Origin of the sequence: Citrobacter sp. R4 (genome assembly GCF_026719175.1) — a bacterium.
Taxonomy (GTDB): domain Bacteria; phylum Pseudomonadota; class Gammaproteobacteria; order Enterobacterales; family Enterobacteriaceae; genus Citrobacter_A; species Citrobacter_A sedlakii.
In genome coordinates this window covers 958,004-972,078 of the sequence record NZ_JAPPSU010000001.1, presented here as the reverse complement: position 1 = coordinate 972,078, position 14,075 = coordinate 958,004, and the positions used below count along the sequence as shown (strand labels likewise).

The following is a 14,075-nucleotide window of genomic DNA, read 5'->3' as shown; positions in this document are numbered from 1 at the left end:
AAAAGGTTGCCAGACAGAGAAAAAGCGGTCGGCAGTTGTGATGACGGTCACGCCCGGCGGGTCGCCCACCAGCACAGCAACGATCCCACACAGACCATCACCGCGCCCTGCCAAAAAGAGAAAGAGAGCGGAGCGCTCAGCAGTACGGCTGCGAGCGCAGAGGAAAGCACCGGCGTGAAATAGGAGCCCACCGCCATAATGGTGACATTTCCGTGCAGAATACCCACGTTCCAGGCGGCATAAGCAAAACCTAACGTCAGGGCGGCGGAAAACAGTTTTATCACTACCGGCGTGGTAAAGACCATTACAGGCTGCGGCGTCATAAAATAATGCGCCCATAAGCTCAACGCTGTGAGCAAAACAAAAACCGTAATGCCGTTAAAGCCACGTGCATATTTATTGGTCACTGTGCAGTAGGTTGCCCAGATAAACGCACCGAGAAAGGCGAGAAAATAGCTCAGCGGACTGGTTGTGACATTGTTGATAATTTCGGCAGGGTTCAGTCCATTCTCACCGCCCAGTACCCAGCAGACGCCGACCAATGCCAGCAGTAATCCGGGAACAATCACCCAGTTGGTTTTTTGTCCGTTAAATAAAATGGCGAACAAAATAGTCAGGCTGGGCCACAAATAATTGACCATGCCGACTTCAATCGCCTGATGACGTGACGCCGCATAGCCAAGCGAAAGCGCAAGGCAAATTTCATAACTGACAAACAGAACGCTACCGGCAATCAAATAGCGCACAGGAAAACGGCGAATATTGGGAAAACCGACGGTAAAAATCAGCAGCAACCCGCTGAGGGAATAGATTGCCGCCGCGCCACCCACTGGCCCCAGCCCTTCACTTACGCCGCGAATCAACCCCACCATTGTGCTCCACAGCACGATCGCGATAAGTCCAATGAGCGTTGCTTTTTGTCTTGTCATTCTGTTTGCCGTTTCCCTAACCCTGCAAAAAAATAAGCTGAAATATATAGCACTTTTTTAGCGGAGGATGCCAGGTCAATGCGCATACGAGTTACCACTAAGGTGGTATATAAAACCGGCAAAAGGCACTATTTAGTAGCGGAAGCGTTTCGTTATTGATTTGACGCAATATGCGTAAGGTTATTGCTGTTAGTTTCCTCGCGGAAGTTTATACGCGTCATTTTTCACCCTGCTTTCGAGCAGGAAGAAAGATGGCGGGTATCTCACTCTGGAAAAAAGAGGAAAGCAATGGACGTCAGCCGCAGAAAGTTTTTTAAAATCTGCGCGGGCGGTATGGCCGGAACCACAGTGGCAGCGCTGGGATTCACCCCAAAAATGGCACTGGCTCAGGCGCGAAATTATAAGCTGTTGCGCGCGAAAGAGATCCGAAACACCTGCACATACTGTTCCGTGGGTTGCGGGCTATTAATGTATAGCCTGGGGGATGGAGCTAAAAACGCGAAGGAAGCGATTTATCACATTGAGGGGGACCCGGATCATCCGGTAAGCCGTGGTGCGCTGTGTCCAAAAGGCGCAGGCCTGCTGGATTATGTTCACAGTGAGAACCGTCTGCGCTATCCGGAATACCGTGCGCCGGGTTCCGATAAATGGCAACGCATCAGTTGGGATGAAGCGTTTACCCGCATTGCAAAACTGATGAAAGCTGACCGCGACGCCAACTTTATTGAAAAGAACGAGCAGGGCGTTACGGTTAACCGTTGGCTTTCAACAGGGATGCTGTGCGCCTCAGCCGCCAGTAATGAAACCGGCATGCTGACGCAGAAGTTTGTGCGCTCGCTCGGCATGCTGGCTGTCGACAACCAGGCGCGCGTCTGACACGGACCAACGGTAGCAAGTCTTGCTCCAACATTTGGTCGCGGTGCGATGACCAACCACTGGGTCGATATTAAAAACGCTAACGTCGTGATGGTGATGGGCGGTAACGCCGCTGAAGCCCATCCGGTGGGATTCCGCTGGGCGATGGAAGCGAAAAACAACAATGACGCCACGTTGATTGTTGTTGACCCACGCTTTACGCGTACAGCCTCGGTAGCGGATATTTACGCGCCGATTCGTTCCGGCACGGACATTACGTTCCTGTCCGGCGTGTTGCTGTACCTGATCGAAAATAACAAAATCAACGCGGAGTACGTTAAGCATTACACCAACGCCAGCCTGCTGGTGCGTGATGATTTTGCTTTTGAAGATGGACTGTTCAGCGGTTACGACGCGCAAAAACGGCAGTACGATAAGTCGTCCTGGAACTACCAGTTCGATGAAAACGGCTATGCCAGACGCGACGACACGCTGACGCATCCGCGCTGCGTATGGAACCTGTTGAAACAGCATGTTTCCCGCTATACGCCGGACGTGGTGGAAAACATCTGCGGTACGCCGAAAGCTGACTTCCTGAAGGTTTGTGAAGTGCTGGCTTCCACCAGTGCCGCCGACAGAACCACCACGTTCCTGTACGCGCTGGGCTGGACGCAGCATACCGTTGGCGCACAAAACATCCGTACGATGGCGATGATTCAGCTGCTGCTCGGCAACATGGGGATGGCAGGCGGCGGGGTTAACGCCCTGCGCGGTCACTCCAACATTCAGGGCTTAACCGATCTCGGTCTGCTGTCTACCAGCCTGCCTGGCTATCTGACGCTGCCGTCCGAAAAGCACGGCGACTGGCAGAGCTGGCTTGACGCCAACACGCCTAAAGCGACCCAGGCCGATCAGGTGAACTACTGGAGCAACTATCCGAAGTTTGCCGTCAGTCTGATGAAAGCATTCTATGGCGACGACGCGCAAAAAGAGAATAGCTGGGGCTTCGACTGGTTGCCGAAGTGGGACCAGGCTTATGACGTCATAAAATATTTCAATATGATGGATAGCGGAAAAGTCACCGGCTACATTTGCCAGGGCTTTAACCCGGTTGCGTCCTTCCCGGACAAAAACAAAGTGGTCCGCAGCCTGAGCAAGCTGAAGTACATGGTGGTGATCGATCCGCTGGTGACCGAAACCTCGACTTTCTGGCAGAACCACGGCGAGTCGAACGACGTCGATCCGACAGCGATTCAGACTGAAGTGTTCCGTTTGCCATCCACCTGCTTTGCGGAAGAAGATGGCTCGATTGCCAACTCCGGTCGCTGGCTGCAGTGGCACTGGAAAGGGCAGGACGCGCCGGGTGAAGCGCGTAACGACGGCGAAATTCTGGCGGGTATTTACCACCGTCTGCGCGAGATGTATCGCACAGAAGGCGGTAAAGGCGCAGAACCGCTGCTCAAAATGCGCTGGAGCTACAAACAGCCGGATCATCCGGAATCGGAAGAAGTGGCGAAAGAGAACAATGGCTACGCGCTGGCCGATCTCTATGACGCCAACGGCGCGCTGATTGCGAAGAAAGGGCAACTGTTGAGCAGTTTCGCGCAGTTGCGTGACGACGGCACCACGTCTTCCTCCTGCTGGATCTACACCGGTAGCTGGACCGAGCAGGGCAACCAGATGGCCAACCGCGATAACGCCGATCCGTCCGGGTTGGGTAATACGTTGGGCTGGGCATGGGCGTGGCCGCTGAACCGCCGCGTACTGTATAACCGCGCATCGGCGGACATCAACGGTAAACCGTGGGATCCGAAGCGAATGCTGATCCAGTGGAACGGGACGAAGTGGACGGGGAACGATATCCCGGACTTCAACACCGCGCCGCCGGGAAGCAAAACCGGTCCGTTCATTATGCAGCCGGAGGGCGTTGGGCGTCTGTTCGCGCTGGATAAACTGGCGGAAGGGCCGTTCCCGGAACACTACGAGCCAATGGAAACGCCGCTGGGGACCAACCCGCTGCATCCGAACGTGGTTTCCAGCCCGGTGGTTCGCATCTATGAAGACGACGTACTGCGCTTAGGCAAGAAGGATAAATTCCCGTATGTGGGAACAACCTATCGTCTGACTGAACACTTCCACACCTGGACCAAACACGCGCTGCTGAATGCCATCGCGCAGCCGGAACAGTTCGTGGAGATCAGCGAAACGCTGGCGGCGGCCAAAGGCATCGCCAATGGCGATCGCGTTACGGTGAGCAGCAAGCGTGGGTTTATCCGTGCGGTAGCGGTTGTTACCCGCCGCCTGCGTACGCTGAACGTGAACGGTCAGCAGGTTGAAACCGTTGGGATCCCGCTGCACTGGGGCTTTGAAGGGGTGGCGCGTAAAGGTTATATCGCCAATACCCTGACGCCAAACGTCGGTGATTCAAACTCGCAAACGCCGGAATACAAAGCGTTTTTAGTTAACATCGAGAAGGCGTAAGGGGGCTAGCATATGTCTTTGGAAACGCAGGACATTATCAAACAGTCCGCAACCAACTCCATCACGCCGCCCCCACGGGCGCGTGATTACAAGGCTGAAGTCGCCAAGCTCATTGATGTCTCCTCCTGCGTAGGCTGTAAAGCCTGCCAGGTGGCGTGTTCAGAGTGGAACGACATTCGTGATGAGGTGGGCCATTGCGTCGGGGTGTACGACAACCCCGCCGATCTCAGCGCCAAGTCGTGGACGGTGATGCGCTTTAGCGAAACCGAGCAGAACGGCAAACTGGAATGGCTGATCCGCAAAGACGGCTGTATGCATTGTGAAGATCCGGGCTGTCTGAAGGCGTGCCCGTCTGCCGGCGCCATCATCCAGTACGCCAACGGGATCGTCGATTTCCAGTCAGAGCACTGCATCGGCTGTGGCTACTGCATCGCCGGGTGTCCATTTAATGTGCCGCGCCTCAATAAAGAGGATAACCGCGTCTATAAATGTACGCTTTGCGTCGATCGGGTGAGCGTGGGTCAGGAACCGGCCTGTGTGAAAACCTGTCCGACCGGGGCAATCCACTTCGGCACCAAGAAAGAGATGCTGGAGCTGGGCGAGCAGCGCGTCGAGAAGCTGAAAGCGCGCGGCTATGAACACGCAGGCGTCTACAATCCGCAGGGCGTCGGCGGGACGCACGTAATGTACGTGCTGCACCACGCGAACCAGCCGGAGCTGTATCATGGTCTGCCGAATGAGCCGAAGGTCGACACCTCAATCAATCTGTGGAAAGGGGCGCTGAAACCGTTAGCCGCCGCTGGCTTTATCGCCACCTTTGCCGGGCTTATCTATCACTACATTGGTATTGGCCCGAACAAAGAAGTGGACGATGACGAGGAGGAGCATCATGAGTAAGTCGAAAATGATTGTGCGCACGAAGTTTATCGACCGCGCCTGTCACTGGACGGTGGTCATTTGCTTCTTCCTGGTGGCGCTGTCGGGGATTTCGTTTTTCTTTCCGACCCTGCAATGGCTGACGCAGACCTTCGGGACGCCACAGATGGGACGCATTCTGCACCCGTTCTTCGGCGTGGCGATCTTTATCGCCCTGATGTTCATGTTTGTGCGTTTTGTCCACCACAACATTCCGGATAAGAAAGACATTCCGTGGCTGAAAAACATTGTGGAAGTGCTGAAAGGCAACGAACACAAAGTGGCGGATGTCGGCAAATACAACGCCGGGCAGAAGATGATGTTCTGGTCGATCATGAGCATGATTTTTGTGCTGCTGGTCACCGGCGTGATCATCTGGCGCCCGTACTTCGCGCAGTATTTCCCGATGCAGGTGGTGCGTTACAGTCTGCTGATCCATGCCGCTGCCGGCATCATCCTGATGCACGCGATCCTTATCCATATGTATATGGCATTTTGGGTGAAAGGGTCGATCAAGGGGATGATTGAAGGAAAGGTGAGTCGTCGCTGGGCGAAGAAACACCATCCGCGCTGGTATCGCCAGATCGAGAAAGCCGAAGCGAAAAAAGAGAGTGAGGAAGGGTTACGTTAATCCCCTCATAGTCCAACAGGCGTGACTGCGGTCGCGCCTTTTTTTATCTGTAGAAAATTTCTTAAGGCAAAAGCGTAGGCCCGGTAAGCGCAAGCGCCACCGGGCAAAACATCAGATAGAGGTGCGGCGATAGTCGCGGTATTCCGCGCGCCAGAAATTGTCGTCGATAGCCTGTTGCAGCGCTTCGGCAGAGGTTTTCACCGCCACGCCTTGCTGCTGCGCCATTTTGCCGACAGCAAAAGCGATGGCGCGGGATACCGTCTGGATATCTTTGAGTTCCGGCAGCACCAGACCTTCACCGTTAAGCACCAGCGGCGAGTACTGCGCCAACGTCTCGCTGGCCGACATCAGCATTTCATCGGTAATACGCGACGCGCCTGAGGCGATAACCCCCAGACCAATGCCCGGGAAGATATAAGCGTTGTTGCACTGGGCGATAGGGAAGACTTTATCTTTCCAGACGACCGGCGCGAACGGACTGCCGGTCGCGACCAGCGCGTTACCTTCGGTCCACGTAATGATGTCCTGCGGCGTGGCTTCCACCCGTGAAGTCGGGTTTGACAGCGGCATGACGATGGGGCGCGGACAGTGCTTGTGCATCTCGCGAATGATCTCTTCGGTAAACAGACCGGTTTGCCCGGAGACGCCAATCAGAATATCCGGTTTAACGTTACGCACCACATCCAGCAGCGACAGCACTTCACTGTCGGTGTCCCACGTCTTCAGATTCTCACGCTTCTGCACCAGTTTGGTCTGGAAGGAGAGCAGGTTCGGCATCTGATCGGTAAGCAGACCAAAACGATCCACCATAAACACTTTCTGCCGCGCGGCTTCTTCGCTAAGGCCTTCGCGCTGAGTCTGGGCAATGATCTGCTCGGCAATGCCGCAACCGGCGGAGCCTGCGCCGAGAAAGACGATTTTCTGTTCGCTGAGCTGGCTGCCTGCCGCACGGCTGGCGGCAATCAGCGTCCCGACGGTCACCGCCGCAGTACCCTGAATGTCGTCGTTAAAGGAACATATTTCATTACGATAGCGGTTCAGCAGCGGCATTGCGTTTTTCTGCGCGAAATCCTCAAACTGCAACAGCACATCCGGCCAGCGGTGCTTAACGGCCTGGATGAATTCGTCGACAAATTCATAATAGTCATCGTCGGTGATGCGTGGGTTACGCCAGCCCATATACAGCGGATCGTTGAGCAACTGCGGGTTGTTGGTACCCACATCAAGCACAACAGGCAGGGTATACGCCGGACTGATGCCGCCGCAGGCGGTGTACAGCGACAGCTTACCGATAGGAATGCCCATCCCTCCGATCCCCTGGTCACCCAGGCCCAGAATCCGCTCGCCGTCGGTCACCACGATAACTTTGATATTGTGGTTTGGTACGTTTTGCAGGATGTCGTCCATGTTGTGACGGTTCTGGTACGAGATAAAAACGCCGCGGGCGCGACGGTAAATCTCGGAAAAGCGTTCACATGCCGCGCCGACTGTCGGGGTATAAATAACCGGCATCATCTCATCAAGATGATTGTTTACCAGGCGGTAGAATAGGGTTTCGTTGGTATCCTGAATGTTGCGCAGGTAGATGTGCTTGTCGATTTCGGTTTTGAATCCCTGATACTGGATCCACGCGCGTTCAGCCTGTTCTTCGATCGTCTCGACCACTTCCGGCAGTAACCCCAGCAGGTTGAAGTTACGACGTTCTTCCATGCTGAAAGCACTCCCTTTATTTAACAGGGGGAACTCCAGCAGTACCGGGCCAGCGTAAGGAATATAAAGGGAACGCATTTTTTTGCTTTTGGTTTCCATGTCACTCACTCTTTTTTGAATTTCCGTCCCTGGCTCCTTTTATAATACTGTGCCGTTCAACCAGGGCATCGGACACCGAGTATAAAGCATCATGCCCCCTGGAAACAAAAACACCATCGCTTTTGCGATGGTGTTTATCATCAGATTCTGACTACGCGGTTACTTTTTGCTATCCGGACGACGCTTTCTGCCGGTAGGGTTGTTCACCACGCTGGACGTGTCGCCTTCCGTCACCAGTTTGCGCTGATTGGAAATTTTATGGTCCAGTCCAAGAATATGACGGGCCTGACGGTTCGATTTCATTTTAACTCCTCAATCCTGTTCCAAGTTTTAAGGACAAATTCGCCAATGCGAAAGAAACGTAACCCCTTAGGTTGCGGTATCAGCATAGCACCTTATGCAGAAGCGTGCTGGCCGCTGACCACATAATTGATCGTTTGCTGGTAGATGTCACTGAGGATGTCATTGTCGGTGGCTTCCACCCATTTGGTCAGTTCCATTAAAATGTCATCTTCGGTGACAGCGCCATGTTCTGCGCGGAGACCTTGCTCAATAGCATGAACCAAAGCCGGTTGTGCGTTTGAGGTATTTGCTGAGTAATAAGTAAACATAGGATGCCTCCGTGTCGGTGTATTTATAAGTACGGCTCGCAGAAATTTAATTCACATTCAGAATGGCAAATATTTTTATCGCTGTAGCTCAGAAAAGTCCTGGAAGATAATAAAACTATTTTAACTCTCTGATTTGCCGGTGTTTAAAAGGGTTTTAATTCGCGTTCATCACGCTTTAATATATATTTAATATGCCTGTAAATATAATCTATATGGTATTGGGGCAAGCGTTATTTTTCATTTTAATCGTATTCTGAATTTTATTGAATAGTCCATCAGACCTGCCAGCCATGGTCTATACTTGCATTTTTGAGCCAACAGGAGAGCAGCAATGACAATCCATAAAAAAGGTCAGGCACACTGGGAAGGCGACATTAAACGTGGAAAAGGCACTGTTTCTACCGAAAGCGGTGTCCTGAATCAACAGCCTTATGGCTTCAATACCCGTTTTGAAGGCGCAAAGGGCACGAATCCGGAGGAGCTGATTGGCGCGGCGCATGCGGCGTGCTTTTCTATGGCGCTTTCGTTGATGCTGGGTGAAGCGGGCTTTACGCCAGAGGCGATTGATACCACTGCCGATGTGTCACTGGACAAAGTGGATAACGGGTTTGCAATTACCAAAATCGCGTTGCACAGCGAAGTGCGCGTGCCAGGGATTGATGCGGAAACTTTTGACGGCATTATCCAGAAAGCCAAAGCGGGATGCCCGGTGTCTCAGGTGCTGAAAGCGGAAATCACCCTCGATTATCAGCTGAAAGCCTGACAAGCCCTGTTACCGGGTGACGGGGCGTCACCCGGTAAACAAAACGTCTCCGGGCGACGCCAAACCGCATTACTGCGCCACCCACCCTCCATCCATATTCCACGCCGCGCCGCGAACCTGGGCCGCGCCTTCGGAACATAAAAACAGAGCCAGTTCCCCTAATTGCTCGGGTGTGACAAACGCCCGCGAAGGTTGTTTTTCCGCTAATAACGCTTCCCGCGCGTCACTGGGGTCTGCGCCTTCCGCGATGCGTTTGTCGATCTGCTGTTGTACCAGCGGAGTCAGCACCCATCCTGGACAGAGCGCGTTACAGGTTATGCCGGTCTGCGCGGTTTCCAGAGCGGTGGTCTTCGTGAACCCCACCACGCCGTGCTTGGCCGCGACGTAGGCCGCTTTGTCTTTTGAGGCCACCAGCCCATGCACTGAGGCGATATTGATGATGCGGCCCCAGTTTTGGGCGCGCATAGAGGGTAACGCCAGACGCGTGGTGTGAAAAACCGAGGAGAGGTTAATGGCGAGAATCGCATTCCACTTCTCGACGGGAAAATGTTCAATCGGCGAGACGTGCTGGATCCCGGCGTTGTTAATCAGGATATCCACGCCGCCGAATTCCCGTTCGGCGTAGCGCATCATCTCTTCAATTTGTCCGGCATCGCTGAGATCTGCGCCGTGGTAGCCCGCCCTGACGCCACAGGCGTCAATGGCGTCTTTGGCGGCCTCAACATCACCAAAGCCGTTCAGGATAATCCGCGCCCCGGCTTTTGCCAGGCTCTGCGCAATGCCCAACCCGATGCCGCTGGTGGAGCCGGTAATCAGCGCCGTTTTTCCGTTCAAAGTCATCGCATTCTCCTCAGACAATTCCGGTGGTATAGAACACACCAATCACAAAAAGTACCGCCAGGCTTTTGATGATCGTAATGGCGAATATCCCGCCGTAGGCCTGACGGTGGCTCAGCCCGGTAATGGCGAGCAGGGTAATGACCGCGCCATTGTGCGGCAGGGTGTCCATTCCGCCGCTGGCCATTGACGCCACGCGGTGAAGCACTTCCAGCGGAATGTTGGCGGCGTTTGCCGCCGCACTAAAGGTATCTGACATCGCCGCCAGCGCAATACTCATCCCGCCGGAAGCGGAACCGGTGATCCCGGCGAGGGTGGTGATGCTGATTGCCTCATTCAACAGCGGATCGGGGATAGCCGCCAGCGCGTTAGACAGCACCAGAAAACCGGGAAGGGCGGCGATCACCGCGCCAAAGCCGTATTCGGACGCGGTGTTCATGGCCGCCAGGATCGCGCCGCCTACTGCGGTTCGGCTGCCTTCCGCCAGACGCCCCTGTATATTGCGATAGCCGAAAATCACCACCATCAGGATCCCTGAGACCAGCGCCGCCTCAACGGCCCAGATGGCGGTTATCTTGCTGATTTCGGTCGTCACCGGCGTAGCCAGTCCGGGCAGGTCAAGCTGGTGAGTGCTGCCGTACCAGACCGGGATCCAGCGGGTAAACAGCAGATTGAGCACGCCCACCAGGATCAGCGGTGAAATGGCGACGAAGGGATTGGGCAAATTGATATTGTCCGGTGTTTCCGGTTCGTTTTGCAGCTCGGTACCATAACCTTCATTCCTGGCTAACGCTTTTCGCCGCTGACGCTCAAGGTACAAAAGCCCGACAAAAATGATAAACAGCGAGCCGATCAACCCAAGCCACGGCGCGGCCCAGGCATTGGTGCCAAAAAAGCTGGTCGGAATGATGTTCTGGATCTGCGGCGTTCCCGGCAGCGCGTCCATGGTGAAAGAGAATGCGCCCAGCGCCACCGTCGCGGGGATCAGTCGCTTGGGTATCTGGCTCTGGCGAAACAGTTCGGCGGCAAAAGGATACACGGCGAAAGCCACCACAAACAGCGACACGCCGCCGTAGGTCAGCAGGGCGCAGACCAGCACAATCACCGGGATCGCATGACGCCGTCCAAGCAGATTGATCGCCGCGGCAACGATTGAACGCGAAAAACCGGACAGTTCAATCAGCTTGCCAAACACCGCCCCCAGTAAGAAAACGGGGAAATACAGCTTTACAAAGCCAACCATCTTTTCCATAAACAGGCCCGTAAAGGCCGGGCCGACAGCGGCAGGCTCGGTCAGTAAGACCGCCCCTAATGCCGCGATAGGCGCAAACAGGATAACGCTGTAACCGCGGTAGGCTGCCAGCATCAGTAGACCCAACGCGGCCAGGGCAATTAACACACTCATCATGACTCCTCGGTATCGTTGTTATAGTGGGGTACAGAAAGAGAAGTTACGGTTTCAGGGCAAAACGCAGCTGATGCCGTCTGCGTTCGCGGATACTGTCTTTTCGCGTCTCGTCCCAACGGTAAAACCCCTGGCCGCTGCGCATCCCGGTGTCACCGTTGGCGACGATGTCCGCGACCAGCGACATCATGTCGCTGCCGCTGGCCAGTTCCGGCAGCAGATGGCGGCAGATATCCTGAACGGTGTTGAGTCCGGTCATGTCCGCCGCTTCCAGCGGGCCGACCATGCCATAACGTCGACCCAATGAGGCGCGCATCACCCGATCCACCACGTCCGGGCTGGCGATGCCGCTTTTGACGATATGCAGCGCTTCGCGCAACAGCGCAAACTGCAGACGGTTGCCGACAAAGCCCGGCGCGGCGCGATCGAGGATCACGGCTTCCAGTTGCATACCGCTCAGCAGCGCCTGAACCTCCTGCATATACCGTGGCGCAGTTGCGCTGCCCGGTACAATCTCAACCAGCGGGATAAAATGCGGCGGATGCCAGAAGTGGGCGATCAATAAGCGCTGTGGATGGCGAAGCTTTTCCGCCAGCGCGTCCGGCGGCAACCCGCTGGTGTTGCTGGCGATGATGGCCTGCGGATCGATAACCTGCTCCAGCTGCGCATACAGCGCGTGCTTAAGTTCAAGGCGCTCGGGAATGGCTTCGATCAGCAGCGATGAAGCGGCAATATTGGCAAGCGATGTGGTCCCCTGCAGCCGGGACAGGACAGTGGCTTTATCTGCCGCGGAAAACTGCCCGGCCGCGATCAATTCCTCCAGGATCTCGCCAGCAACGGACGTTATTTCCGCAGTACGTGCTCTGTCGGTGTCGTACAGCCAAATCTCATGCCCGGAACGGGCAAAATGGCAGGCGATACCTACGCCCATCAGTCCTGCGCCCAGGACAGCGAAACGGTTAGTTTGCATGGCGATTACCTCTGGTGCGTTCCACCGCCAGCGCCACCCCCTGACCACCGCCGACGCACAAGGTTGCGAGTCCTTTGTCGACGTTGCGTCGCGCCATCTCGTGCAGCAGTGTGACCAGAATGCGGCAGCCGGACGCGCCAATCGGATGACCGAGCGCGATAGCGCCGCCGTTAACGTTAACTTTGCTTTCGTCCCAGTCGAGTGCCTGACCGACCGCCAGCGCCTGTGCGGCAAAGGCCTCGTTCGCTTCGATCAGATCGACTTGCGCCAGCGTCCAGCCCGCGCGTTGCAGGCATTGCTGCGAGGCTTCAACAGGACCGATCCCCATGACCGCCGGATCGACGCCAGAAACGGCGTAGCCAGCAATGCGCGCCAGCGCCGGTAAATTCAGCGCCGCGGCGCGGCTGGCGCTCATCAGCATCACGGCGGCGGCGCCATCGTTAATCGACGAGGCGTTCCCGGCGGTAACCGTCCCGTCTCCCGGACGAAAGACCGGTTTTAGTTGGGCCAGTTTCTCAGCCTGTGTGTCCGCACGCGGCTGTTCGTCTCGCTCAACCCGTCGCGGCGGTTTCTTACCCTGCGGAACGTTTAGCGGTGTGATTTCGGCGCTAAAGTAACCAGCCTCGAGCGCCAGCGTCGCTTTTCGCTGTGAGCGAAGGGCAAACGCATCCTGTTGCTCACGGCTAATGACAAACCTCTCTGCCAGATTCTCGGCAGTGATGCCCATGTGGTAGTCATTAAACGCGTCCCAAAGGCCGTCATGTACCACGCTGTCCTTCATGCTGGCGTGGCCGAGGCGCAGACCGGTCCGTGCGCCGTCCAGCAGGTAGGGGGCGTTGCTCATACTTTCCTGTCCGCCTGCAATAACAATCTCCGCATCACCGCAGCGAATGGCCTGAGCCGCTTGCAGCACCGCTTTTAATCCCGATCCACAAACCAGATTCAGCGTCACCGCCGGCGTCGTGACCGGCAGTCCGGCGCGGAGGGCTGTTTGCCGCGCCGGGTTTTGTCCACAGCCTGCGGTCAGTACCTGCCCGAAAATGACTTCGTCGATCGCATCGGCTGGCAGGGCGGTTTTCTCCAGCAATGCGCGAATGACGCACGCGCCGAGTTCTACCGCCGGGAGCGGGGCTAAAGCGCCGTGAAAGCTGCCAATGGGCGTGCGGGTGGCCGCAACGATAACAACATCCTGCATGGTCATCTCCTCAGGTGAACTGCATTTCAGGCACGTTTTCCGCCACAACCAGCTTGCCGGCGGTTTTCGCGACGATCTCCTCGACGCTCACGCCTGGCGCACGTTCGCGCAGGATGAAGCGGCCATCGGCAATGTCCAGCAGCGCCAGGTCGGTGAGGACACGTTTGATACAACTGACGCCGGTGAGCGGTAATGTGCAGGCCGGAAGCAGCTTGGATTCGCCGCTTTTAGACGCGTGGGTCATGACCACGATGATGTTTTCCGCCCCCGCGACAAGATCCATCGCGCCGCCCATCCCTTTCACCATCTTGCCGGGGATCATCCACGAGGCGATGTTGCCGTTAACGTCAACTTCAAACGCGCCCAGCACGGTCAGGTCAACGTGTCCGCCGCGGATCATGGCGAACGACTGCGCTGAGTCGAAAATCGCCGCGCCCTTGCGTGCGGTGACGGTCTGTTTTCCGGCGTTGATCATATCGGCATCCAGTTCGTCCTCCGTCGGGAACGCCCCCATTCCCAGCAGTCCATTTTCCGATTGCAGCATCACGTCCATGCCCTCGGGGATGTAGTTGGCGACAAGGGTGGGGATGCCAATCCCCAGGTTGACGTAATAGCCGTCGCGCAGTTCCCGGGCGACGCGCATAGCCATTTGTTCGCGGGTTAACATGTTCTGT

Annotated in this window: 13 protein-coding genes; 4 read left to right on the top strand and 9 right to left on the bottom strand. The window is 55.9% G+C overall.

Annotation, left to right across the window (positions count from 1 at the left end):
* Positions 1 to 47 precede the first annotated feature (47 nt).
* On the bottom strand, positions 48 to 929 hold the full coding sequence (gene yddG / locus OOJ60_RS04630; protein WP_042283052.1) for an aromatic amino acid efflux DMT transporter YddG: 882 nt from the start codon (positions 927 to 929) through the stop codon (positions 48 to 50).
* Between the two features lie 288 nt (positions 930 to 1,217).
* On the opposite strand from yddG, the gene fdnG reads away from it, so the two are divergent.
* From fdnG to fdnI, 3 genes are read left to right on the top strand one after another with little or no spacing between them, the layout of a single operon-like run.
* On the top strand, positions 1,218 to 4,265 hold the full coding sequence (fdnG, locus tag OOJ60_RS04625) for a formate dehydrogenase-N subunit alpha (RefSeq protein WP_205612022.1): 3,048 nt from the start codon (positions 1,218 to 1,220) through the stop codon (positions 4,263 to 4,265).
* Positions 4,266 to 4,277: 12 nt separating this feature from the next.
* Positions 4,278 to 5,162, top strand: coding sequence for a formate dehydrogenase subunit beta (fdxH, locus tag OOJ60_RS04620; protein ID WP_042283047.1), 885 nt, complete (start codon positions 4,278 to 4,280; stop codon positions 5,160 to 5,162).
* Complete coding sequence (fdnI, locus tag OOJ60_RS04615; RefSeq protein ID WP_060569780.1) at positions 5,155 to 5,811, top strand: formate dehydrogenase-N subunit gamma; 657 nt, start codon at positions 5,155 to 5,157, stop codon at positions 5,809 to 5,811. The genes fdxH and fdnI overlap by 8 nt, the downstream gene beginning before the upstream one ends.
* 111 nt (positions 5,812 to 5,922) lie before the next feature.
* Here fdnI and maeA read toward each other — a convergent pair whose 3' ends face one another.
* From maeA to bdm, 3 genes are all read right to left on the bottom strand, one after another.
* Positions 5,923 to 7,620: a malate dehydrogenase gene (maeA, locus tag OOJ60_RS04610; protein WP_042283043.1), complete on the bottom strand. Its 1,698-nt coding sequence runs from the start codon at positions 7,618 to 7,620 to the stop codon at positions 5,923 to 5,925.
* A 159-nt stretch (positions 7,621 to 7,779) separates the two neighbouring features.
* Entirely contained in the window at positions 7,780 to 7,923 is a 144-nt protein-coding gene (gene sra / locus OOJ60_RS04605) for a stationary-phase-induced ribosome-associated protein (protein ID WP_042283041.1), read from the bottom strand.
* Positions 7,924 to 8,015: 92 nt separating this feature from the next.
* Complete coding sequence (gene bdm / locus OOJ60_RS04600) at positions 8,016 to 8,231, bottom strand: biofilm-dependent modulation protein (RefSeq protein ID WP_042283038.1); 216 nt, start codon at positions 8,229 to 8,231, stop codon at positions 8,016 to 8,018.
* 331 nt (positions 8,232 to 8,562) lie between these two features.
* Between bdm and osmC the strand changes: the two genes are divergently transcribed.
* Complete coding sequence (gene osmC, locus OOJ60_RS04595) at positions 8,563 to 8,994, top strand: peroxiredoxin OsmC (protein WP_042283036.1); 432 nt, start codon at positions 8,563 to 8,565, stop codon at positions 8,992 to 8,994.
* A gap of 69 nt (positions 8,995 to 9,063) precedes the next feature.
* Here osmC and OOJ60_RS04590 read toward each other — a convergent pair whose 3' ends face one another.
* The 5 genes from OOJ60_RS04590 to OOJ60_RS04570 are packed head-to-tail and all read right to left on the bottom strand — an operon-like array spanning position 9,064 to position 14,068.
* A complete protein-coding gene (locus OOJ60_RS04590) occupies positions 9,064 to 9,834 on the bottom strand; it encodes a 3-hydroxybutyrate dehydrogenase (RefSeq protein ID WP_205612021.1) in 771 nt (256 codons plus the stop codon).
* A 10-nt stretch (positions 9,835 to 9,844) separates the two neighbouring features.
* On the bottom strand, positions 9,845 to 11,239 hold the full coding sequence (locus tag OOJ60_RS04585) for a GntP family permease (RefSeq protein ID WP_205612020.1): 1,395 nt from the start codon (positions 11,237 to 11,239) through the stop codon (positions 9,845 to 9,847).
* Between the two features lie 43 nt (positions 11,240 to 11,282).
* Positions 11,283 to 12,206 (bottom strand): 3-hydroxyacyl-CoA dehydrogenase family protein, encoded by a 924-nt coding sequence (locus OOJ60_RS04580; RefSeq protein WP_205612019.1) that lies wholly within the window; start codon positions 12,204 to 12,206, stop codon positions 11,283 to 11,285.
* The gene (locus OOJ60_RS04575; RefSeq protein WP_205612018.1) at positions 12,196 to 13,401 is read right to left on the bottom strand and encodes an acetyl-CoA C-acetyltransferase; all 1,206 of its coding nucleotides are present in this window, start codon (positions 13,399 to 13,401) and stop codon (positions 12,196 to 12,198) included. The genes OOJ60_RS04580 and OOJ60_RS04575 overlap by 11 nt, the downstream gene beginning before the upstream one ends.
* Before the next feature lie 10 nt (positions 13,402 to 13,411).
* Complete coding sequence (locus OOJ60_RS04570; RefSeq protein WP_042283025.1) at positions 13,412 to 14,068, bottom strand: CoA transferase subunit B; 657 nt, start codon at positions 14,066 to 14,068, stop codon at positions 13,412 to 13,414.
* Between the last annotated feature and the right edge of the window lie 7 nt (positions 14,069 to 14,075).